This window comes from Pseudomonas sp. EA_65y_Pfl2_P74 (genome assembly GCF_963970575.1).
In the GTDB taxonomy this organism is placed as follows: domain Bacteria; phylum Pseudomonadota; class Gammaproteobacteria; order Pseudomonadales; family Pseudomonadaceae; genus Aquipseudomonas; species Aquipseudomonas baetica_A.
Genome location: NZ_CAXAOQ010000001.1, coordinates 126391 through 149354 on the forward strand (window position 1 = coordinate 126391; position 22964 = coordinate 149354).

A 22964-nucleotide genomic window follows, 5' to 3' on the forward strand; every position below is an offset into this window, starting at 1 on the left:
TGACGACTTGGTTAGACTTGAAAATACTTAATATTGAAATTGATATTCCTTATTTGAATATAAAACCTTCCCACGCTCTGCGTGGGAACGGTCTCGTCTTCCGCTTACAAGAAGTCCTTATAGGCAAACAACGCCGGCGCCCCGCCGGTATGCAGGAAGATGATCGGGCCTTCTTCGAAGCGCTGCCGACCGATGCCATCAAGCAACCCGGCCATGGCCTTGCCGGTGTATACCGGGTCGAGCAACACCGCTTCCTGACTGGCCAGCAATTTCACCGCTGCCAGCGTCCCGGCATTGGGTTCGCCATAACGCGGGCCGAAATATTCGTCCCACAGCTCAATCTTGAAGCTGGCCGGCAGCTCAACGCCGAGCAGCTCAGCAGTACGTTGCGCCAGCCCCTGCACTTTCGGGCGCTGCTCTTCTTCAGTGCGCGACACGGTCACGCCGATCACCGGCAGTTGCGGCAATGCCTCACTCAACGCCAGCGCCAGGCCGCTGTGGGTCCCGGCGCTACCCGATGCCAGTACCACGGCGGCGAAGTCGAGCCCGGTGTCTTTGATCTGTTCGGCCAGCTCAAGCCCGGCACGCACATAACCCAAGGCACCGAGGGCGTTGGAGCCGCCAATCGGTACCAGATACGGTTTTTTTCCGTTGCTGCGCAGACGCACGGCGAGGGCCGCGAGTTGTTCATCGGCGTTGTCGAGGTTGTCGACCAGCTCAACTTTTGTGTCGAACAGATCCAGCAGCAGGCGATTGCCATTGCCGGTGTAGTTGCTGTCTTCGGTGCCCAGCGGATTTTCCAGCAACGCCACGCAACTCAGGCCGAGTTTGGCGGCCAGCGCCGCCGTCTGGCGAACGTGGTTCGATTGCAGCGCACCGGCGGTGATCAGCGTGTCGGCGCCCTGGGCGAGGGCGTCGGCGGCGAGGTACTCGAGTTTGCGCAGCTTGTTGCCGCCCATGGCCAGCGGCGTCAGGTCATCGCGTTTGATGTAGACGTCACGGCCGAGCCAGGTGGACAGGCGCTCAAGTTTTTCCAGTGGGGTCGGCTGGCCAAGCAGTTCCAGGCGAGTAAAGCGATCCAGCTGTTGTTTAATCATGGTTGCGTACTGGAGGAGAAAGATGAAGGGACTATAGGCACGCGCTTTTGCACGGGCAACCATCAATCGCTTATAGCCAAATGGACTGAGCCCAGCACTATCGGTTCTTAATTCGCCCTCACAGGCATGCCTTAAAGTAGTCGCCGTTGACGCGGCCAGGCACTCCGGCCGCCCGTGAGGAGTCTTTACCGTGAGCGAGCGTTCCAGCCATTGGCAATTACAGACCATCGTCAGTCAACTGCGCAGCGCGCGGGATCAGTGGCGCGCCCAGAATGGCCGGGCATCCGGCGAGCAGGGTGGGCGCGAACTGCCGTCCCGCGCCGCGATGGCGCAGATTCTTGAAGCGCTGTGTGGGGCATTGTTCCCGATGCGTCTGGGGCCGGTGGATTTGCGTGAGGAAAGCGAAGACTTCTACGTCGGCCACACCCTCGATGTCGCGCTGAATGCGTTGCTCGCCCAGACACGTCTGGAACTGCGCTACGTCGCCCGCCACAGCGCCCAGGACGACAGCGAAGTGGAGACCCGGGCGCTCCAGATCATTCAGGATTTTGCCTTGGCATTGCCGGGCTTGCGCACGTTGCTCGACACCGATGTGCTGGCGGCCTATCACGGCGATCCGGCGGCGCGCAGTGTGGATGAAGTACTGCTGTGCTACCCGGGGATTCTGGCGGTGATTCACCATCGTCTCGCCCACCATTTGTATCGTGCAGGGCTGCCGTTGCTGGCGCGGATCAGCGCAGAAATTGCGCACTCGGCCACCGGCATTGATATCCATCCGGGCGCGCAGATCGGCCGTAGTTTCTTTATTGATCACGGCACGGGTGTGGTGATTGGCGAGACGGCGATCATTGGTGAGCGTGTGCGGATCTATCAGGCGGTAACGTTAGGCGCCAAGCGCTTCCCGGCCGATGAAGACGGGCAATTGCAGAAGGGCCATCCACGCCATCCTATTGTCGAGGACGACGTGGTGATTTATGCCGGGGCGACGATTCTTGGGCGGATCACCATCGGCAAGGGGTCGACCATCGGCGGCAACGTGTGGCTGACCCGCAGCGTGCCGGCGGGGTGCAATTTGACCCAGGCCAATTTGCAGCATGATGACGGGACGCAGAAGTAGCTTCTGATTTTTGTTGCGGCATCCAGCCTCTTCGCGAGCAAGCCCGCTCCCATCGCAGGAATGAGGGGGCTTGCTCACGAATGGGTCTTGGGGCGAATCCAGATAATGTCCCTGCGCCAATTCTCCACTGAACCAATCTCTCCAACTCCACGTCATACCTCACCTTGAGCTAGCGTAGGAACACGACCGGCTGGCCGTACGATTAGTCGTTAGCGTCCTATCCATGTTTAACTTGAACGTTCATTCAAGTTAAACCGGTGGTTCGCTGCCCGCTCACAACAGGAGGCTTGCCTTTGCTGAGTCCGATCATTTCAGCCACGTCTCAATCCATCGAGGTGCGCGTTTCATGAGTGCATCGTCAACCCCCGCCAGCGGCCTGGTACGCATGAATCCGCCGGTGTTCTACTTCGCCGCGACGGTCATTCTGCTCTTTGGTCTTGTGGTCATCGCCATGCCACAACAGGCCGGTGCCTGGCTGCTGGCTGCGCAGAACTGGGCGGCCAATACGGTCGGCTGGTACTACATGCTCGCGATGAGCCTGTATCTGGTCTTCGTGGTGGTCACCGCGTTATCCGGCTACGGCAAGATCAAACTCGGTGCCGACCACGACGAACCCGAATTCAGTTACCTGTCCTGGGCCGGCATGCTGTTCGCTGCCGGGATCAGCATCACGTTGTTTTTCTTCTGCGTGTCCGAACCGCTGACCCACATGCTGCAACCGCCGCAAGGCGAGGCCGGCACGGCGGACGCGGCGCGCCAGGCGATGCAGATTCTGTTTCTGCACTGGGGCTTGCACGGCTGGGGGGTGTTCGCCTTCGTCGGCATGGCGCTGGCCTACTTTGCCTACCGTCACAACCTGCCGCTGGCCCTGCGTTCGGCGCTGTATCCACTGATCGGCAAACGCATCAACGGCCCCATCGGTTACGCGGTGGACGGCTTCGGCATCATCGCTACCGTGTTCGGCCTCGGCGCCGATATGGGCTTTGGCGTGCTGCACCTGAACTCGGGCCTGGACTACTTGTTCGGCATCGCGCACACCCAGTGGATTCAAGTCGGTTTGATTACCCTGATGATGGGCGCGGCGATCATCGTGGCTGTCGCCGGTGTGGATAAAGGCGTGCGGGTGATGTCCGACATCAACATGCTGCTGGCCTGCGCGCTGCTGCTGTTCGTGCTGTTCGCCGGCCCCACCCAGCATCTGCTCAATACCTTGATCCAGAACGTTGGCGACTACCTCGGTGCCTTGCCGATGAAGAGTTTTGACCTCTACGCCTATGACACACCGAGCGACTGGCTTGGCGGCTGGACGGTGTTCTACTGGGCCTGGTGGATCGCATGGTCGCCCTTCGTGGGCTTGTTCATCGCACGGATTTCCCGTGGCCGCACCATTCGTGAGTTCGTCTTCGGCGTGCTGCTGATCCCGCTCGGCTTCACCTTGGCGTGGATGTCGATCTTCGGCAACAGCGCCCTCGATCAGGTGCTCAATCACGGCATGAGCGCGCTCGGCATGTCGGCCCTCGACAACCCGTCGATGAGCATTTATCTGTTGCTGGAAACCTACCCGTGGAGCAAAACCGTCATCGCTGTGACGGTGTTCATCAGCTTCGTGTTCTTCGTCACCTCAGCCGACTCCGGTACCGTGGTGCTCTCGACACTGTCGGCCAAGGGCGGCAACCCGGACGAAGACGGGCCGAAATGGCTGCGGGTGTTCTGGGGCGTGATGACGGCGCTGATCACCAGCTCGCTGCTATTCTCCGGCAGCATCGATGCACTGAAGTCGGCGGTGGTGCTGACCTCGTTGCCGTTCTCGCTGATCCTGCTTTTGATGATGTGGGGCCTGCACAAGGCGTTCTATCTGGAGTCGCAGAAGCAGATCGCGCAACTGCACTCGCTGGCGCCGGTGTCCGGCTCGCGGCGTGGTTCAGGGGGCTGGCGACAGCGTCTGAGCCAGGCCGTGCACTTCCCGTCGCGTGACGAGGTGTACCGTTTCATGGACACCACCGTGCGCCCGGCAATTGAAGAAGTGACGGCGGTGTTTGTCGAAAAAGGCCTGAACGTGGTCACCCAGCCGGACCCGGCCAACGACAGCGTCAGCCTGGAAATCGGCCATGGCGAGCAGCATGCGTTCATCTACCAAGTGCAGATGCGCGGCTACTTCACGCCATCATTCGCCCGGGGTGGCATGGGCTCCAAGCAGCTCAACAATCGCCGCTACTACCGCGCCGAAGTGCACCTGAGCGAGGGCAGTCAGGACTACGATATGGTCGGCTACACCAAAGAGCAGATCATCAACGACATCCTCGACCAGTACGAACGGCACATGCAGTTCCTGCATCTGGTGCGTTGATCGTGGGTTGAGCGCCGAGTCGGATCAAGACTCGGTGCTCAAGCACCCTGCCAGGATCAGGCCGAAGAGGATGATTGGGGTGTGCAGGGTGGATAATCATCGACGGTTCTGACGCCTTCGCGAGCAAGCCCGCTCCCACAGGGGTTACGTCAATCGTCCATTAGCTGTTCATCAAACAAGAGAGGATTCGATGACTTACACCGCTGCCGAAAACCGCTATGAGTCCATCCCTTACCGCCGCGTCGGGCGCAGCGGTCTGGTGCTGCCGGCGCTATCGCTGGGCCTGTGGCACAACTTCGGCGACAGCACGCCGATCGACACCCAGCGCGCCCTGCTGCGCACTGCGTTCGACCTGGGGATCAACCACTTCGACCTGGCCAACAACTACGGCCCTCCGTACGGTAGCGCCGAGATCAATTTCGGTCGCCTGCTGCGCGAAGACTTCAAGCCATACCGCGATGAGTTGATCATCTCCAGCAAGGCCGGTTGGGACATGTGGCCTGGCCCTTACGGTCAGGGCGGTGGCTCGCGTAAATATGTGCTGGCCAGCCTTGATCAGAGCCTGCAGCGCCTGGGCCTGGACTATGTGGACATCTTCTATTCGCATCGCTTCGATCCGGACACCCCGCTGGAGGAAACCGCCAGCGCCCTCGCCAGCGCCGTGCAACAGGGCAAGGCGTTGTACATCGGCATCTCGTCGTACTCCGGGGTGAAAACCCGCGAGATCGCCGCGCTGCTCAAAGAGTGGAAGGTGCCGCTGCTGATTCACCAGCCGGCGTACAACCTGCTCAACCGCTGGGTGGAAAAAGACCTGCTCGACACCACCGATGAACTCGGCACTGGCGTCATCGCCTTCACGCCGTTGGCGCAAGGTCTGCTGACCGACAAATACCTCAACGGCGTGCCGGCGGATGCGCGGGTCAATCGTCCGGGCGGTGGTTCGCTGCAGGCTTCGCATTTGTCCGAAGCCAACATCGCCCACGTCCGTGCGCTGAACGAGATCGCCAAGCGTCGTGGCCAGAGCCTGGCGCAACTGGCACTGGCCTGGACGCTACGTGACCCGCGCGTGACCTCGGCGCTGATCGGCGCAAGCCGACCGGAGCAGATTATCGAGAACGTCGGGGCGTTGAAGAATCTGAGCTTCAGTGCTGAAGAACTGGCAGAGATTGACCGGTTTGCCCAAGAGGGCGGGATCAATCTTTGGGAGAAGCCCTCGATGGCGCAGTGAGCATCCTTCAACCCAGTCCTCTCCCTGCGGGAGAGGATCAGGGTGAGGTTTTTTTCAGTTGCTGATCGCCAGAATGCTCGCCTGGTACGACCCGACAAACACATCGAAATCGCCCACCTCGTTCTGCTCCAGCTCAGCCTGCGCCACCAGGGAAGAGCGCGCCAGTTCCTCAAACTTCGCCTGCTCGTCAGCTGTCAACGACTCGCTGCGGAAAAACTCGGCATGTGCCTGACTCTGACGCAGGGAAAACTGCGCGAAGCTTTCCTTGTGCTCGGCCATCGCTGCCAGCACTTGGGCAGAAGGCGTTAGCGACGGGTCGCGGACTTTTGCCAGTTGCGCATCCAGTGCCTTGCTGTGGGCATCGCCGCCATGGCTTTGATCGAGCAGCGCAGCGAGTGGGGCAATCTTTTCCAGCAACTCTACCGCCCATGCCTTCATCTCGACCGGCTCACCGTCGCGCTGCAATTGCAGACCCGGACGGCGACCTTCCTTGACCACGCTGAGGAAGTTCGAGGTCGCGTTGCTGCAACTGGTGTTGGTCAGCAGCGGGCTGTCGTTGAGTGCGCAATACAGCAGGAACGTATCAATGAAGCGCGATTCAGTGAGGTCGATGCCCATCGGCAGGAACGGGTTGATGTCCAGGCAGCGCACTTCGACGTACTGAATGCCACGGGCCACCAGCGCCTGAATCGGCCGCTCGCCGCTGTAGGTCACGCGTTTTGGGCGGATGTTGGAGTAGTACTCGTTTTCGATCTGCAGGATGTTGGTGTTCAACTGAACCCACTCGCCATCCTTGTGCGTGCCGACTTCAACGTACGGTGCGTACGGCGTAGCCACGGCCTTGCGCAGGCTGTCGGTGTAGCTCGTCAGATCGTTGTAGCACGGCGTCAGGCCGGCCTGGGCGTTGCTCTGGTAACCGAGGTCGCTCATGCGCAGGCTGGTGGCGTACGGCAGGTAGAGCGTGTCTGGATCGAGCTGTTCCAACTGATGCGAACGACCGCGCAGGAAGCCCGCGTCGAGCGCCGGTGAGGCGCCGAACAGGTACATCAGCAACCAGCTGTAGCGCCGGAAGTTGCGGATCAGCGCGATATAGGACGACGACTGGAAATCCCGGTCAGTGCCGACAAAACCCTCGGTTTCGCGCAGCAACGGCCAGAGTTTTTCCGGCAGGGAAAAATTGTAGTGAATCCCGGCGATGCACTGCATGGTCTTGCCGTACCGCAGGGCCAGGCCCTTGCGATAGACGTACTTGAGCTGACCGATATTGGACGTGCCGTAATAGGCAATCGGGATGTCTTCCTCGGCCGGCAATGGGCACGGCATCGATGGACTCCACAGGTACTCGTTGCCGAGTTTGCTGTAGGCAAAACGGTGAATCCTGTCCAGGCTCGCCAGTGTATCTGCCGGGTCGGGCAGGGCGGGCGTGATGAATTCCAGCAGCGACTCGGAATAGTCGGTGGTGATTTTTTCGTTGGTCAGCGCGGAACCCAAGGCTTCGGGGTGCGGCGTTTGCGCCAGACGACCTTCGCTGGTCACGCGCAGGCATTCACGTTCGATACCGTGGAGGCACTGTTCGAGCAGAGAGAGGTTAGCGCGCTCGCCGAGCAGAGCCAGGCGGCGGTTGAGAAGTTCGCTCAATTTGGATTCCTTCACGCGTCAGTCGCCCCAATATGGGGGTGGGCAAGACGGTCTACAAGGGTGAAGTTGAAACTGGCGTTTTCGCCTGGTTTTTTGGGCTCACGAAGCCCTTTCGAACCGCCGACTTCAATCCCTGAATCTGGCAGATGCACGCGAAGTAAACGCGATCCTTGTGGGAGCGGGCTTGCTCGCCAAGGCGGTGTATCAGTCACAGACATGCAAACTGACACACAGCCTTGGCGAGCAAGCCCGCTCTCACAGAAAAGCTCGACGCGGCGATCACTGCGCCGAAATTAACTCAAAATGATGAACAACATCTACAGGACAGCGAACGTGCCTTGCGCTTTTGCGACCAGTTTTTCGCCCTGCATCACGTCGGCTTCGACCACCAGCGTGCGGCGGCCCGGGTGGATGACCCGCGCCGTGCACAGCACCTCGCCGTCGGAAACGGCGCGGATATAGTTGATCTTGCATTCGATGGTCGCGCTCTGCTGATCGAAACCGTGGGTGCTGGAACAGGCCAGACCCATGGCGATGTCGACCAGGCTGAACAGCGCGCCACCGTGCAATTTGCCGCCGCGATTGCGCAGTTCCGGTTCCAGCACCAGGGCGACTTGCGCCACCCCGGTTTCCAGGCTGTGCAGGCGGCAGCCCAACAGCTTGAAAAACGCGCTCTCGACGAGCCCGGCCGGAATGTCCATCAGCGTTTCTTCAACTGCTTGGCGTTGGCGAACAGCGAGGCCATCGCATTGTTCACGGGCGTCGCTGTTGCGGTTTCCTTGCGTGGCGCATTGTTCGACGGCTGGCGTTGCGCCGAGCCCGGACGCGAGCCACGGGCGCCATCAATCTTCTCGCCCGGGGTGTCGCCCATGCGCATCGACAGGCCCACGCGTTTGCGAGGAATGTCGACTTCCATGACCTTTACTTTCACCACGTCACCGGCTTTCACCGCTTCACGCGGGTCCTTGATGAACTTCTCCGACAGCGCCGAGATGTGCACCAGACCGTCCTGATGCACGCCGATGTCGACGAAGGCACCGAACGCGGTCACGTTGGTGACGACGCCTTCGAGGATCATCCCCAGTTGCAGGTCTTTGAGGTCTTCGACGCCTTCCTGGAACTCGGCAGTCTTGAACTCGGGACGCGGGTCGCGGCCCGGTTTTTCCAGCTCCTGGAGGATGTCGGTCACGGTCGGCAGACCGAAGGTCTCGTCGGTGAACTTCTTCGGATCCAGACGCTTGAGGAACCCGGCGTCGCCGATCAGCGAGCGGATGTCGCGGTCGGTTTCAGCGGCAATACGCTGCACCAGCGGATAGGCTTCCGGGTGAACCGCCGAGGAATCCAGCGGGTTGTCACCGTTCATCACGCGCAAGAAACCGGCGGCCTGTTCGAAGGTTTTTTCGCCCAGGCGTGCGACTTTCTTCAGCGCTGCACGGGTTTTGAATGCGCCGTGTTCGTCGCGGTGCGCCACGATGTTCTGCGCCAGTGTGGCGTTGAGGCCGGAGATCCGTGCCAGCAGCGCTACCGAAGCGGTGTTGACGTCGACACCGACGGCGTTCACGCAGTCCTCGACCACCGCGTCCAGGCCTCGTGCCAGTTTCAGCTGCGACACGTCGTGCTGGTACTGGCCGACCCCGATGGATTTCGGGTCGATTTTCACCAGCTCGGCCAGCGGATCCTGCAAACGACGGGCGATGGACACCGCGCCACGGATCGACACGTCCAGATCGGGGAATTCCTTGGCCGCCAGTTCCGACGCCGAGTACACCGATGCGCCGGCCTCGGAGACCATGACCTTGGTCATCTTCATGGCTGGGTATTTTTTGATCAGCTCGATCGCCAGTTTATCGGTTTCACGGCTGGCGGTGCCGTTGCCGATGGCGATCAGGTCAACCGAGTGCTTGGCACACAGCGCGGCCAGGATGGCGATGGTCTGATCCCACTTGTTGTGTGGAACGTGCGGGTAAACCGTGGCGTGATCCAGCAGCTTGCCGGTGGAGTCGACCACGGCCACCTTGCAACCGGTACGCAGGCCCGGGTCGAGGCCCAGGGTCGCACGCGGGCCGGCCGGTGCGGCCAGCAGCAGGTCGTGCAGGTTGTGGGCGAACACGTTGATCGCCTCGGTTTCGGCGCCGTCGCGCAACTCGCCCAGCAGGTCGGTTTCCAGGTGGGTGTAGAGCTTGACCTTCCAGGTCCAGCGCACCACTTCGCCGAGCCATTTGTCGGCCGGACGGTTCTGATTCTGGATGCCGAACTGCTGGCCGATCATGCCTTCGCACGGGTGCATGGCGCCCGGCAGTTCGTCGCCGACCTTCAGTGCGGAGCTGAGGATGCCTTCGTTGCGGCCACGGAAAATCGCCAGTGCGCGGTGCGACGGCATGCTTTTGAGCGGCTCGTCGTGTTCGAAGTAGTCGCGGAACTTGGCGCCTTCTTCTTCCTTGCCGGCAATTACGCGGGCACTGAGGGTTGCTTCCTGTTTGAGGTAGCTGCGCAGTTTTTCCAGCAGGCTGGCGTTTTCGGCGAAGCGTTCCATCAGGATGTATTTGGCGCCTTCCAACGCAGCCTTCACATCGGCCACGCCTTTTTCGGCGTCGACGAAGCGTACGGCTTCGGTTTCCGGAGCAAGATTCGGGTCGTTGAACAGCCCGTCAGCCAAGTCGCCAAGGCCGGCTTCCAGGGCAATCTGGCCCTTGGTGCGGCGCTTTTGCTTGTACGGCAGGTACAAGTCTTCGAGGCGGGTCTTGGTGTCGGCGAGTTTGATATCGCGTTCAAGGGCAGGGGTGAGTTTGCCTTGCTCCTCGATGCTGGCGAGGATGCTGATGCGCCGTTCGTCGAGTTCTCGCAGGTAGCGCAAACGCTCTTCCAGATGACGCAACTGCGTGTCATCAAGGCTGCCGGTCACTTCTTTCCGGTAACGGGCGATGAAGGGAACGGTAGAGCCTTCATCGAGTAGCGCGACGGCCGCTTCGACCTGTTGTGGGCGTACACCGAGTTCCTCGGCGATGCGGCTGTTGATGCTGTCCATAAAACCACCTGACATAGTGTGAAAGCAGGCTCGCAGGCACGGAAACAAAGGCCCGGAGTCTGGTTGAACGGCTAGAGGATTGCCGCTGCCTGGGTCAAAAGGCACCCCATTGACCCGTGAAATCGAACAATTACTGCGGCCACCGGGAAAAAAGCCCGGCCAACTCCGGTAACGATTCAGACGTTGCCTGGCACAAAACGCCGCGCATTATAACCAGCGTTCTGTCATTCGGGGGCGTTGCAGTCTGTAGGCATAAACCCCGGTTTTCTGGCAGTGAAGGAAAAATCTGCTAACAATGCACACGGTGCGTATAACGGCAGCTACGCCATAATGCGCGCCGAGCTAAAAGGAGCATCCAATGAGCAGCACTGCACAACCTGCTGAAGGCGAAAAAATTCTTATCGTTGACGACGATCCAGGGCTGAGTAGCCTGCTGGAACGCTTTTTCGTCAGCAAGGGCTATCGTGCCCGTACCGTACCGAACACCGAGCAGATGGATCGTCTGCTCTCGCGTGAAGTTTTCAATCTGGTCGTCCTCGACCTGATGCTGCCTGGCGAAGACGGTCTGACCGCCTGCCGCCGTCTGCGGGCGGCGAACAACCAGATTCCGATCATCATGCTCACCGCCAAGGGCGATGAGATGAGCCGCATCAAGGGCCTGGAACTGGGTGCCGACGACTATCTGGCCAAGCCGTTCAACCCGGACGAGCTGATGGCACGGGTCAAAGCAGTGCTGCGCCGTCAGGCCGCACCGGTGCCGGGCGCACCTGGCAGCGAAGACGAAAACGTCACCTTCGGTGATTACGTGTTGTCGCTGGCCACTCGCGAACTGAAGCGCGGCGACGAAGTACACATGCTCACCACCGGTGAGTTTGCGGTACTCAAGGCCCTCGTCATGAACGCGCGTCAGCCACTGACCCGCGATAAACTGATGAACCTGGCCCGTGGCCGCGAGTGGGATGCCCTCGAGCGTTCCATCGATGTGCAGATTTCCCGTCTGCGCCGGATGATCGAGCCCGATCCGTCCAAACCGCGCTACATCCAGACGGTCTGGGGCGTGGGCTATGTGTTTGTACCGGATGGCACCGCCACCAAGTGATCGGTGATTTGTAGGAGCGAGTCTGTCGGGGGCGGGTCGAATGACCCATCTCACAGACTCGCAATCCGCAATATGCGAGCATGGCTCGCTCCTGCAAGTGTGTAGCGGTTAAAGATGAAAACCCCCGTCTGGTTTCCCCAAAGTTTTTTCTCCCGCACCCTCTGGCTGGTGCTCATCGTCGTGCTGTTTTCCAAGGCGCTGACCCTGGTTTATCTGTTGATGAACGAGGACGTGCTGGTGGATCGTCAATACAGTCACGGCGTCGCTCTGACGCTGCGCGCCTATTGGGCCGCAGACGAAGAAAACCGCGCGAAGATCGCCGATAAGGTGCCCCTGATCAGGGTGGTCGGGGCGGGTGTGCCGGAAGGCGAACAACATTGGCCTTATAGCGAAATCTATCAGCGGCAGATGCAGACCGAGCTGGGCCCCGACACCGAGGTGCGATTACGCATGCACTCACCGCCGGCGCTCTGGGTCCGTGCACCGAGCCTGGGTGATGGCTGGCTGAAAGTCCCACTGTACCCGCATCCATTGCGTGGCCAGAAAATCTGGAACGTCCTCGGCTGGTTCCTCGCCATTGGTTTGCTGTCGACCGCGTCGGCATGGATTTTCGTCAGCCAGCTCAACCAACCCTTGAAGCGACTGGTGTATGCCGCCCGGCAACTCGGTCAGGGCCGCAGCGTGCGCCTGCCGATCAGCGACACGCCAAGCGAGATGACCGAGGTCTATCGCGCCTTCAACCAGATGGCCGAGGACGTCGAACAGGCCGGACGTGAGCGCGAGTTGATGCTGGCCGGGGTTTCCCACGATTTGCGCACGCCGTTGACCCGGTTGCGGCTGTCGCTTGAATTGATGGGCGACCGTAACGACCTGACCGACGACATGGTGCGCGACATCGAGGACATGGATGCGATTCTCGACCAGTTCCTGGCGTTCATTCGCGACGGTCGGGACGAGTCTGTGGAGGAAGTGGATCTCAGCGATCTGGTACGTGAAGTCGTGGCGCCGTACAACCAGAGTGAAGAGAAGGTTCGGTTGCGTCTGGAACCGATCCAGCCGTTTCCGCTGCGTCGGGTTTCAATGAAGCGCTTGTTGAACAACCTGATTGGCAACGCCTTGAATCATGCCGGCAGCGGCGTTGAAGTCGCCGCGTATGTGTCTGGCGACACCAGTGCCCCGTATGTGGTGCTGAGTGTGATGGATCGTGGGGCGGGGATCGATCCTTCGGAGCTTGAGGCGATCTTCAACCCGTTCACCCGTGGTGACCGCGCTCGTGGCGGCAAAGGCACCGGGTTGGGGTTGGCGATCGTGAAGCGGATCGCTTCGATGCATGGCGGCAATGTTGAGTTGCGTAATCGGTCCGGGGGTGGACTGGAGGCGCGGGTCAGGTTGCCGTTGGGGTTGATGCTGCCTCGCGATGCTGTTTAAACACTGACATCCAGGGTGAGGCTGATGGCGCCTTCGCGGGCTTGCCCGCGAAGGCGGCCTCTGAGCCGCCACATATTTCCGGGTTTAGCCCTTGCCTTTGGTGCGAGTCATATTCGGCCCGCCATTCTTCTCAAGATGCTCAATGATGATCCCCGCCACATTCTTCCCGGTGGTGGTCTCGATCCCTTCAAGCCCCGGCGACGAGTTCACTTCCATCACCAGCGGCCCGTGATTGGAACGCAGGATATCCACCCCCGCCACCGCCAGGCCCATGACCTTGGCCGCCCGCAGCGCTGTCATGCGTTCTTCCGGGGTGATCTTGATCAGGCTGGCGCTACCGCCACGATGCAGGTTGGAGCGGAACTCGCCCGGTTTGGCCTGACGTTTCATGGCCGCGATCACCTTGTCGCCGACCACGAAACAGCGGATGTCCGCACCGCCAGCCTCCTTGATGTATTCCTGGACCATGATGTTCTGCTTCAGGCCCATGAACGCTTCGATCACCGACTCCGCCGCCGTCGCGGTTTCACACAGCACCACACCAATGCCCTGAGTGCCTTCCAGCACTTTGATCACCAGCGGAGCACCGTCGACCATGTCGATCAGGTCCGGAATGTCATCCGGTGAGTGAGCGAACCCGGTCACCGGCAAGCCGATCCCCCGGCGCGACAGCAGTTGCAACGAGCGCAACTTGTCCCGGGAACGGGCAATGGCCACCGATTCGTTGAGCGGGAAGACCCCCATCATTTCGAACTGACGCAACACCGCGCAGCCATAGAACGTTACCGACGCGCCGATCCGTGGAATCACCGCATCGAAACCTTCCAGCGGTTTGCCGCGATAGTGGATCTGCGGCTTGTGGCTGGCGATGTTCATATAGGCGCGCAAGGTGTCGATCACCACCATTTCATGCCCGCGCTCGGTGCCGGCTTCGACCAGGCGACGGGTGGAATACAGACGCGGGTTCCGCGACAGCACAGCGATCTTCATGCAACACCTGTGGAGGAGGTAGATACCGGGAACACCGGCTTGTCTTGTACATATTTGATGCCCGGATTGACCACCAGTTGGCCGTCAATCAAAGCTTTGGAACCGAGTAGCAGGCGATAACGCATGGACTTGCGGCAAGCGAGGGTGAACTCGACCGACCAGACCCGATCACCGAGGGCCAGGGTGGTGCTGATCACATAGCGCACCTGAGCCTGACCGTTGGAGCTTTTAATGGTCTTGCGCGCCACCAAAGGCGCTTCGCAACGCCGGTGACGCAACTGCACCACTGTGCCCAGGTGCGCAGTGAAGCGCACCCACTTCGCGCCGTCGCGTTCGAACGGCTCGATGTCAGTGGCGTGCAGGCTGGAGGTGCTGGCACCGGTGTCGATTTTTGCCCGCAGGCCCGCGACTCCCAAATCAGGGAGCGCCACCCACTCGCGCAGACCGACAACGGTCAAATGGTCAAATGTCTTCAAAAAAATGCTCAACCGTGACAACCGCTCAGTCCGCAGGGGCCGGATTCGCGGTATTCACGCAGAATAATGGTTAAAAGGCGACAGATATCTACAGCCCGGATTACCGGCGCCTGAAGCAGGCGCCGGAATGTGTGCATTGTAATCCGGGATGGGGTCATTCATGGCACGACAGAAACGGTAGTACAGTTCACCAATATTTCAGAATGAGGACATTCCATGGCACAAAAAAACGAAGACGACGACAAGGTCCGTCTCGATAAGTGGCTATGGGCCGCGCGTTTCTACAAAACCCGGGCCTTGGCCAAAGCAGCGATCGAGAGTGGCAAGGTGCATTGTCGAGGCGAGCGCTGCAAGCCTGGCAAAGAGCCACGCATTGGCGACGAATTTGAGATTCGCACCGGTTTCGAAGTGCGCATAGTGAGGGTCGAGGCACTGTCTATCGTGCGTCGTGGCGCGCCCGAAGCGCAAACGCTGTATGCGGAGACCGAGGCGAGTATCGCCAAGCGCGAAGCGGCTGCGGCGATGCGCAAGGCCGGTGCGTTGGGCGTGAGCACCGATGGCAAGCCGAGCAAGAAGCAGCGGCGGGATCTGTTCAAGTTTCGGGGTAGCGGCAGCGAGTAGGGCGTCACTGCCTCTTCGCGAGCAAGCTCCCACACAAGATTGCATTCCAATGTGGGAGCTAGCCTGTTGGCGAATCGAGTGCACAGCACTCGCCATGGACGCCGCGATATCAGGCGCTACGCACCACACTCATCCGCGAAATCAGCGGCAGCTTGCCCAGCAAACTGAAAATCGGCGCCGTCACTTTCAGCCAGAAATTCGCGGCGTGATACGCAAATGGCGTGTAGTAGCCCCAGCCCAACGCCAGCACCGCCAGCAACACGCCGCCGATGTAATCGTCCTGACCCCAATGCGCCCCGGCCACCAGCCGCGGCAGCATGAACAGCACCGCCAGGCCCCAGATCGTCAGGAACTGGCCAACCGAGCGGCTGAACACCCCCATGAATAATGCCCAGATCAGCAACACCGAAGCATGGTCGCCCGGGAAGCTCTGGCTCGAGCGATCTTTCAACTCCCAGGTCTTTTCCAGATGCGGGAAGTAATCGCTGAGGTGTACCGCGCCTTCAAGCACCATCGACGGACTGCTGTGCTGCCAGTCCATGAAATCGGCGAACTTGGAAAACAGCGTACGGATCACCACCATCAACAGCAGAATCGATAAAAAACCGAAAAAAGCACGGCGCGCATCAATCGCCTTGAATACCCAGTCACCTTTGATCAACAGCGTCAGCAGAATCAGCCCGACGACGATGTCGAACGGACGCATACTTGCAATTGCCCAGATGTGGAGCCATATGGGGTTGCTGGCCAGTGGTGCATTGAGCGAGCGGAACAGCCACTCGTCGAAAATCACACACAGCGAGTTACCCGTAGGCCATAACCAGAAAGCCAGTAGCGCTAACGGCACCACGTTGCACAGAACCAGCCGGCCGAGGTTCCACCTTGATTGGAACAAACCCGGATTGTTCATAAAATGCCTCCCATGGCGTAGCAGTCGGCACCAAAGAGGGTGCCAAGAAACGCGAATTTTCATTCTTTGTAATCATTTTGTCATCACTTTCAGATACCGGACCTATGACCGACCTAACGGATACCGATTTCACCCAACGCTTCATCTTCGATGACAGCGACACCCGTGGCGAACTGGTGGCGCTTGAGCGCAGCTACGCTGAAGTGCTCGCCAAACACCCATACCCCGAGCCGGTCGCGCAATTGCTGGGCGAATTGATGGCGGCGGCCTCTTTGCTGGTGGGCACCCTGAAGTTCGACGGCTTGCTGATTTTGCAGGCGCGCTCTGAAGGCCCGATCCCGATGCTGATGATCGAATGCTCCAGCGAGCGCGAGATCCGAGGATTGGCGCGCTACCACGCCGATCAGATTGCCGCCGATGCGACCCTCAGCGACCTGATGCCAAAAGGTGTGCTGGCCCTGACCGTCGACCCGACGGTTGGCCAGCGCTATCAGGGCATCGTCGATCTCGACGGCGAAACCCTGTCCGATTGCTTCACCAATTATTTCGTCATGTCGCAACAGGTCGGCACCCGCTTCAAGTTGTTCGCCGACGGCCGCCGCGCCCGTGGTCTGCTGCTGCAGCAACTGCCGGCCGATCGTCTGAAAGACGAAGAAGACCGCGCCGCCAGTTGGCAGCACATCACCGCGCTGGCTAGCACGCTGACCGCCGATGAATTATTGAGCCTGGACAACGAAACCGTGCTTCATCGTCTCTACCATGAAGAGCAAGTGCGCCTGTTCGACGTGCAGAAGCTGCGTTTCCGTTGCAGCTGCTCGCGTGAACGCTCGGGCAATGCGCTGGTCAGTCTGGGTCTGGAAGATGCGCAGGCGCTGGTTGCCGAACAGGGCGGCAACGTCGAGATCGATTGCCAGTTCTGCAACGAACGCTACTTGTTCGATGCGGCCGACATCGCTCAATTGTTCGCTGGTGCGGGCGTCGACACGCCGTCAGATACCCGGCACTAAAACGGTTCAGCGCAGGTAAATTCACTGCTCAACGACGGAATTTCGCCGTTACGACGGGAGGACCCTACTCTTTTTGGGCTTTTCTGGCATAATCCGGCCCACTTTTTTCGCGGTAGTAGTGCGCAACTTTCTACTACAAAACGTTTGGAGCACACTCGGCCACTGGCCGACGGGGAACCTCATGACGCAAGCCAATAACGCCGTGTACACCGATCTGAGTGTTGATGATCTGGTAAAAGAAGCCCTGAACCGCGGTGAAGGCGAGCTTGCCGATACCGGCGCTCTGGTTGTTCGCACCGGTCATCGTACCGGCCGTTCGCCAGTCGACCGTTTCATCGTTGAAGAGCCTTCCACCCAGGCCGCTATCGCCTGGGGCCCGATCAACCGCAAGTTCCCGGCCGACAAGTTCGATGCCTTGTGGGCTCGCGTCGAGGCGTTCAACAACGCGCAAGAGCACTTTGTTTCCCATGTGCATGTCGGCGCGGCTGAAGATCACTACCTGGCCGTGAAAATGACCACCCAGACGGCCTGGCAGAACCTGTTCGGTCGTTGCCTGTTCATCAACCCGGCCCAGTACAACCCGGCTGGTCGTGACGAGTGGCAAGTGCTCAACGTGGCCAACTTCGAGTGCGTGCCTGAGCGTGACGGCACCAACTCCGATGGTTGCGTGATCCTCAACTTCGCCCAGAAGAAAGTGCTGATCGCCGGCATGCGTTACGCCGGTGAAATGAAGAAAGCCATGTTCTCCGTGCAGAACTTCCTGCTGCCGGCCGCTGACGTGCTGCCAATGCACTGCGCCGCCAACATCGGCGAAGAAGGCGACGTGACCCTGTTCTTCGGTCTGTCGGGCACCGGTAAAACCACCCTGTCGGCCGACGAAAGCCGTTACCTGATCGGTGACGACGAACACGGCTGGGGCGAAGGCGTTGTCTTCAACATCGAAGGCGGCTGCTACGCCAAGTGCATCGACTTGTCCGAGAAGAACGAGCCGGTCATCTGGAAAGCCATCAAGCACGGCGCTGTGCTGGAAAACGTCGTCATCGATGACGCCAAGCACGCCGACTACGCCGATGTCAGCCTGACCCAGAACAGCCGCGCCGCGTACCCGCTGGAGCACGTTGCCAAGCGCTCCGAGCACAACCTCGGTGGCGAGCCGAACGCTGTGATCTTCCTGACCTGCGACCTGACCGGCGTGCTGCCGCCAGTGTCGATCCTCAACGAAGAACAAGCGGCCTACCACTTCCTGTCCGGCTACACCGCACTGGTGGGCTCGACTGAAATGGGTTCGGGCAGCGGCATCAAGTCGACCTTCTCCACCTGCTTCGGCGCACCGTTCTTCCCGCGCCCGGCCGGCGAATACGCAGAGCTGCTGATCAAGCGCATCCGCGGCTTCGGCTCCAAGGTCTACCTGGTCAACACCGGCTGGACCGGCGGTGGCTACGGCGTCGGCAAACGCTTCAACATCCCGACCACCCGCGCAGTGATCGCCGCTATCCAGAGCGGCGCACTGATCGGCGCCACCACCGAGCACCTGGACACCATCAACCTCGACGTGCCATTGGCCGTACCGGGCGTTGAAACCAACCTGCTCAACCCACGCAACACCTGGGCTGACCAGGCTGCGTACGACGAGGCTGCCAAGGCGCTGGCCGGTCTGTTCATCGAGAACTTCAAGAAGTTCGAAGTGAGCGACGCGATCAAGGCTGCTGGGCCGAAGTTGTAAGCGTTGGTTTGTGGTGAATGAAGAAGCCGCCCTTTAGGGGCGGCTTTTTTGTGCGAGTTGTTTGGCCGTCAGCCTCCTGCGTAACCGAGCCAGTTTCAAGCGTTCGCCAAGGTTCTTCAGGAGTCGCGCAGTTTTAGGAAGCAGAGCCGCAGTCTTTCTGGCCATAACGCTAGTATTCCTTCACTTGGGTAGTGATAACGCCAGAATAATTGCACTTGGCTGGTCGACCCGGGGAATGGGTTTGCCCTGTCGAATCCTCGTGATCTGTCATAGCCATTGCTGTCGGGCATGCATTATTCGAAGCACCTCCACACATTCATCTTTGATCGTGTAGACGATGACATAGTTGGACGCTGCGACGATTTCTCGTGTGCCTTCAACGCTGCCCCTTCTGTATAAGGTCGGGCGCTTTCGGGCGACTTCCCCTTTTGATTCGAACATATCGTCGAGATCCGCAGCCGCTTCAGGGTTGTCCTCACTGATGTGCTCCATGATTCGGTCTCGGTCATCAAGCGCCTCTTGGCGCCAGACCAACCTCATCAACGCACGCGTTGACGCAGGGCATCGCGCTTGGCAGCAAATATTCGTCGAGCGTCTTCATCGCTCACGCTGGGTCTTGGATCATCAATGCTGATTTGCACCTGCCGCTTGAACCACTCTTCATACGCCGCCGCCTCATGTGCTTGCTTCATTGCTTCAGCGCGATCAGGACGTGTGTAGGTTTTCATTTGCAGCGGGTCATAGCTGGATGCATCCACATCGAAGTGAGTGATACCCAGTTCTTGCAAATAGGCCACTAGTGTTTCAAGGCGTTTGAACAGGCGCACCTGACCACTGCGTTGCGCTGCGAGCGAACATTCTTTGCTTCCCTGATGAATTTGAATCGACCAGCCACCAGGCTTGGCGATGATACGTGTGCTGCTGACCGAACCGTTTTCAATCAGGCGCGTCAGGATGCTGTGATCGATGGTTTCAGTGGTCATGACGGCGAGCTCTTGGCTGAACAATGGCTGCCATCGTACGCAATCAATAGTAGTTTGCAAAATTCAACTCCTGCACTGGGCGCCGGGTGTCCCGCATCCATGTTCTTTGGTGAGGCAGGCGCCACTTATTGGGAGCACACCTGCCTGAGATTTTTCAGACTGGCGCTTTCCAGTTGAGCATTTGCTGCTGCGCGACTTGCAGCAGGTCACAGCCATCCTGCGTCAGCAGATAGAGGGCGTGGGTGATGTGGGGGATGTCTTCGACGTCGGCTTGTTTGAAGCTGAGGCAGTAGAGGGTTTTAAGCAGGTCGCTGGAGGCGCGCAGGCGCTGGACGGCGCATTCGAGGATGTCTTGCGGGTTGGCTGCAGCGTCGATGATCAGGGGCTTGGTGTCGGTGAGGTTGGATTCGAGTGGGCGGTAGCGATCAGGGGTGAGCGGGTTCCATGTTTTCATTATTTTTGGCCTCGAAATATGTCATGAGAATTCGCACCCACCGTGACCACAAGGGATAGGTGGCGGACTGCGTTCGGGTTGGTCAACCGGTGAGGCACTCACAACCGGCACGCCCGAAGGCGTCCCGAACTCAGCCGCCATAAAGCGTGCCGACACAAAAAGCGCCAGCAGCATACAACGAGTGCGAGTGCACAACTCATACGGGTGACCAAGCCCGAACCGCTGATTTGGCAGCGACAGTCACGACTATAGGTTTGAACTACCAGGCGCCGATAGGCGGCAACGGAGTCCAGACCTGTAGGATCGGTACGAAGATCAGATAGGAGATTGTTGTAGGTTTTTTCGTCGGTTCACCGTCAACCAAGATTCTTGTACGCCGCCGTATCCAGCACACTGGTCGTCAGCCCGGTTTCGGGTGTGTAAATCGAACCTTTCACCGCTGAAAACGGCACACCTTTGCTGCCCAGCGACACACACCGTTCGTCTTGATCCAGTTCGGTGAAGTAGGTGTACGAACACTTTTCCATGGCCTGGTATTTCGCGGCGGCCCTCACGATGGCGTCGGTGTGCTGGCGCAGGTCAGCGTCACTCAGGTTCAGGGTTTTGCTCAGCGGCGTGCCCCAGCGCTGCAGGCACACTTCGGCGAAGTGGCGGACGATCAGGCCGGGTTCGGCCAGCACGTTAGGGCCTCTGTCGCCGTCAACGGCGGCGTTGCCCACCAGTGTGGCGTGGCGGCCGGGCATTGGGAAAACGCTGGTTCTGGTGCCGGTGGCGGTTTGCGGGATGACGCAACTGAAGCCTTTGGAGCGCTCGTTCCGGGCATAAAAGCCGACGTATTCTTTGACGTTGGCGTTGAGTTTCACCCGGTGTTCCTGAAAGTTGCCGATACCCGGAACCGGGTCAATGGCGAAGATCCTGACCGGAATATTCTTCAGCGCGTCGTCGGCGTACAAGGCGTTGGCCAACATGTGGCAACTGACGCCGCCACGACTCCATCCCACCAGGTTGACTTGAGTGGGAATGACGCCATCCTTACGGAACGTCTTGATGATTTGTTCCTGTAACTTTTGCTGAGTAACGCTTCGCTTTCCGTAGTTATATTTTCGCCACATCCACGAGCCTTCTATTTTTACGTCTTCGATGGGAATACCGGCAGCTTTCAGTCGGTTGTATTCTGCTTCGGTCAGTTGTTCACGCTGCCAGTCGCACTGGCCTTTGATAATGTTCACGGCATGTTGGACATTCTCCTCCCAACCTTTTCCGAACAGCGTACCGCTCAGGTCGTAATCGCCGGATTCGGTAAACAGTTCATCGGTCTGCAAATTGCTGGTGCCCGGGCCGTCGACGATGACCCATTCGGCAAACTCCCGGCCGCTGTGGTGCGAAGCCAGTGTGGAAACCAGTTCGCCGTTCCAGTAGTTCGGGTTGTTCGTATCAAATCTGGTGGAGCCGGTACCGCAAAAAAAGACAGTTAAAGTCGTCATGTTTGTTGCTCTGTTAATGGAAGAGCAATCAATCTAGTGCGGTTGTTTTTTGTGGTGAAGCAATGGGTTGTTGCCAAGTTTGTTGCGTATTGTTTTTCAGTTTTTATTATTCGCTTTGAACTTCGCCACTTCCAGCAGTTCGCAACCATCCTGAGTCAATAAGTAAAGCGCATTGACGATGTTGGGGATGTCTTTGACATCCGCTTGTTGAAAACACATGCAGTAAAGCGTTTCCAGCAGATTGTTGGCGGCGCACAGTCTTTGTTGAGCGGCATTCAGCAAGTCTTCATGGCTGGCGTCAGTGTCGATAACCAGTACCGGATTGTCGCTGTAGACAGTTTTCAAGCGGCGATAGCGGTTGATGGGTGGATGCAGTGAGTTCATGGATGAAGTCTGTCCTTTGAGAAGTCGCTACGGCGAGGTTCAGTCGCGCCGGCCACTATAGGAGGGTGCTGCGCAGCGGGACAAGACGGCCAGGATGGACAGCGTTTGTAGGGGGTTTTCCGGGGGGGCGGGTATTCGCCCTACAGTTTTTCATGACCTTTTTAAGGCAAAACCCTTAGACAGGAAATTTCCCACGGCTTTATCAGGCGCTTCTGGGTAAACATCTGTATTGTGCGCGCCAGAATCTGTGGGACGTTTCCAAACTTCTGATACGCGCTTAAAGGGAATTAGGTATGCAGTGGCTACGAATGGCCTCGATCATATTGCTGTGGGCTATTGGCTACCGTTTGACGTTGGCAGCCGATATTGGCAATGCGCTGGTACTGGATCATCTGGATCGAACCGGTTGGCCAGGCGCGCTTACCAACCAGGCGAATGTCGACACGGCCTCTCGCGCCGAAGTGCTGATGTTCGCCAAAGCCTTGCTCGCCAGCGAAGCGCTGGACGAGTCAGGTTTGAAGCAACGGCTGGGCGTGCCGCAAGTGCAGCTCAAGTCGATCAGGCAAGTGCGCAATGATCTCTGGGATCGTTTGCTGAGCACCTATCGCAACGCCAGTCAGGACTGTGACGGGCAACCCTTTTGTCCACAGGTGCGTAGCATCTCCGATCTGCGCCAACTGGCGGCGGCGTTCACCGCAGACATCAGCCCGGCTCATGCGCTGTGGGCGAGCAAGAGCCTGGATGTGCATGAGCAAATGCTGAACGAGCAGTTGCGCGTGGCGGTGTTGCGGCCCTGAGTTCTGGATGTTGTATGGCTTTGGCAGGCCGTCTCGCGGGCCCTGAGTTGTCCGCGCCTTTCGCTGTATCATTGCGTATCGATTTGGCCCCGACCTTTTCTCGACTCGCTGCGATCGCCCGCTAGGCTGTTGGCATGGCAGCGGTCAAAGGAGTGA

At 59.2% G+C, this 22964-nt stretch carries 21 protein-coding genes and 1 pseudogene; 9 read left to right on the forward strand and 13 right to left on the reverse strand.

What is annotated here, in order from left to right; genetic code table 11:
- Positions 1-104: 104 nt before the first annotated feature.
- Positions 105-1097: a D-cysteine desulfhydrase gene (locus AACY18_RS00540; protein ID WP_339431571.1), complete on the reverse strand. Its 993-nt coding sequence runs from the start codon at positions 1095-1097 to the stop codon at positions 105-107.
- 190 nt (positions 1098-1287) lie between these two features.
- Here AACY18_RS00540 and epsC point away from each other — a divergent pair, with 190 nt between their 5' ends.
- From epsC to mgrA, 3 genes are all read left to right on the forward strand, one after another.
- The gene (epsC, locus tag AACY18_RS00545; RefSeq protein ID WP_339431570.1) at positions 1288-2214 is read left to right on the forward strand and encodes a serine O-acetyltransferase EpsC; all 927 of its coding nucleotides are present in this window, start codon (positions 1288-1290) and stop codon (positions 2212-2214) included.
- Between the two features lie 385 nt (positions 2215-2599).
- On the forward strand, positions 2600-4561 hold the full coding sequence (gene betT, locus AACY18_RS00550) for a choline transporter BetT (RefSeq protein ID WP_339431664.1): 1962 nt from the start codon (positions 2600-2602) through the stop codon (positions 4559-4561).
- A gap of 190 nt (positions 4562-4751) precedes the next feature.
- Complete coding sequence (mgrA, locus tag AACY18_RS00555; protein WP_339431569.1) at positions 4752-5789, forward strand: L-glyceraldehyde 3-phosphate reductase; 1038 nt, start codon at positions 4752-4754, stop codon at positions 5787-5789.
- A gap of 54 nt (positions 5790-5843) precedes the next feature.
- Here mgrA and gshA read toward each other — a convergent pair whose 3' ends face one another.
- From gshA to AACY18_RS00570, 3 genes are all read right to left on the reverse strand, one after another.
- Positions 5844-7427 (reverse strand): glutamate--cysteine ligase, encoded by a 1584-nt coding sequence (gene gshA, locus AACY18_RS00560; RefSeq protein WP_339463961.1) that lies wholly within the window; start codon positions 7425-7427, stop codon positions 5844-5846.
- Positions 7428-7744: 317 nt separating this feature from the next.
- The gene (locus AACY18_RS00565; protein ID WP_339431567.1) at positions 7745-8128 is read right to left on the reverse strand and encodes a PaaI family thioesterase; all 384 of its coding nucleotides are present in this window, start codon (positions 8126-8128) and stop codon (positions 7745-7747) included.
- The gene (locus AACY18_RS00570) at positions 8128-10452 is read right to left on the reverse strand and encodes a Tex family protein (protein WP_339463962.1); all 2325 of its coding nucleotides are present in this window, start codon (positions 10450-10452) and stop codon (positions 8128-8130) included. The genes AACY18_RS00565 and AACY18_RS00570 overlap by 1 nt, the downstream gene beginning before the upstream one ends.
- Before the next feature lie 358 nt (positions 10453-10810).
- Between AACY18_RS00570 and ompR the strand changes: the two genes are divergently transcribed.
- A complete protein-coding gene (gene ompR / locus AACY18_RS00575) occupies positions 10811-11551 on the forward strand; it encodes an osmolarity response regulator transcription factor OmpR (RefSeq protein WP_339431565.1) in 741 nt (246 codons plus the stop codon).
- A gap of 114 nt (positions 11552-11665) precedes the next feature.
- A complete protein-coding gene (locus tag AACY18_RS00580; protein ID WP_221731025.1) occupies positions 11666-12979 on the forward strand; it encodes an ATP-binding protein in 1314 nt (437 codons plus the stop codon).
- Positions 12980-13063: 84 nt separating this feature from the next.
- Here the strand turns inward: AACY18_RS00580 and rimK are convergent, their stop codons facing one another.
- Entirely contained in the window at positions 13064-13969 is a 906-nt protein-coding gene (gene rimK / locus AACY18_RS00585) for a 30S ribosomal protein S6--L-glutamate ligase (RefSeq protein WP_221731026.1), read from the reverse strand.
- Positions 13966-14445: a retropepsin-like aspartic endopeptidase RimB gene (gene rimB / locus AACY18_RS00590; protein WP_401138337.1), complete on the reverse strand. Its 480-nt coding sequence runs from the start codon at positions 14443-14445 to the stop codon at positions 13966-13968. Before rimB ends, rimK begins: the two co-directional genes overlap by 4 nt.
- 216 nt (positions 14446-14661) lie before the next feature.
- Here rimB and AACY18_RS00595 point away from each other — a divergent pair, with 216 nt between their 5' ends.
- Complete coding sequence (locus tag AACY18_RS00595) at positions 14662-15066, forward strand: RNA-binding S4 domain-containing protein (protein ID WP_339431564.1); 405 nt, start codon at positions 14662-14664, stop codon at positions 15064-15066.
- 109 nt (positions 15067-15175) lie between these two features.
- Here the strand turns inward: AACY18_RS00595 and AACY18_RS00600 are convergent, their stop codons facing one another.
- Positions 15176-15976, reverse strand: a complete 801-nt coding sequence (locus tag AACY18_RS00600; protein WP_339431563.1) for a phosphatase PAP2 family protein — start codon at positions 15974-15976, stop codon at positions 15176-15178.
- A gap of 104 nt (positions 15977-16080) precedes the next feature.
- Here AACY18_RS00600 and hslO point away from each other — a divergent pair, with 104 nt between their 5' ends.
- Both hslO and AACY18_RS00610 read left to right on the forward strand, forming a co-directional pair.
- On the forward strand, positions 16081-16983 hold the full coding sequence (hslO, locus tag AACY18_RS00605; protein WP_221731029.1) for an Hsp33 family molecular chaperone HslO: 903 nt from the start codon (positions 16081-16083) through the stop codon (positions 16981-16983).
- 181 nt (positions 16984-17164) lie between these two features.
- Positions 17165-18706 (forward strand): phosphoenolpyruvate carboxykinase, encoded by a 1542-nt coding sequence (locus AACY18_RS00610; RefSeq protein ID WP_339431562.1) that lies wholly within the window; start codon positions 17165-17167, stop codon positions 18704-18706.
- A 42-nt stretch (positions 18707-18748) separates the two neighbouring features.
- Here AACY18_RS00610 and AACY18_RS00615 read toward each other — a convergent pair.
- From AACY18_RS00615 to AACY18_RS00640, 6 genes and pseudogenes are all read right to left on the reverse strand, one after another.
- Positions 18749-18871: pseudogene (locus AACY18_RS00615) on the reverse strand (helix-turn-helix domain-containing protein); the annotation flags it as partial.
- A 102-nt stretch (positions 18872-18973) separates the two neighbouring features.
- The gene (locus tag AACY18_RS00620) at positions 18974-19246 is read right to left on the reverse strand and encodes a type II toxin-antitoxin system RelE/ParE family toxin (RefSeq protein WP_339431561.1); all 273 of its coding nucleotides are present in this window, start codon (positions 19244-19246) and stop codon (positions 18974-18976) included.
- Positions 19246-19689 carry a hypothetical protein gene (locus AACY18_RS00625; protein WP_339431560.1) on the reverse strand — a complete coding sequence of 148 codons (444 nt, stop codon included), beginning with the start codon at positions 19687-19689 and terminating at the stop codon, positions 19246-19248. The genes AACY18_RS00620 and AACY18_RS00625 overlap by 1 nt, the downstream gene beginning before the upstream one ends.
- A gap of 154 nt (positions 19690-19843) precedes the next feature.
- On the reverse strand, positions 19844-20143 hold the full coding sequence (locus AACY18_RS00630) for a hypothetical protein (protein ID WP_339431559.1): 300 nt from the start codon (positions 20141-20143) through the stop codon (positions 19844-19846).
- Between the two features lie 356 nt (positions 20144-20499).
- On the reverse strand, positions 20500-21627 hold the full coding sequence (locus AACY18_RS00635; protein ID WP_339431558.1) for a hypothetical protein: 1128 nt from the start codon (positions 21625-21627) through the stop codon (positions 20500-20502).
- Positions 21628-21723: 96 nt separating this feature from the next.
- Positions 21724-22011, reverse strand: coding sequence for a hypothetical protein (locus tag AACY18_RS00640; protein WP_339431557.1), 288 nt, complete (start codon positions 22009-22011; stop codon positions 21724-21726).
- Positions 22012-22304: 293 nt separating this feature from the next.
- On the opposite strand from AACY18_RS00640, the gene AACY18_RS00645 reads away from it, so the two are divergent.
- Positions 22305-22808, forward strand: coding sequence for a polysaccharide deacetylase (locus tag AACY18_RS00645; protein ID WP_339431556.1), 504 nt, complete (start codon positions 22305-22307; stop codon positions 22806-22808).
- Positions 22809-22964 lie beyond the last annotated feature (156 nt).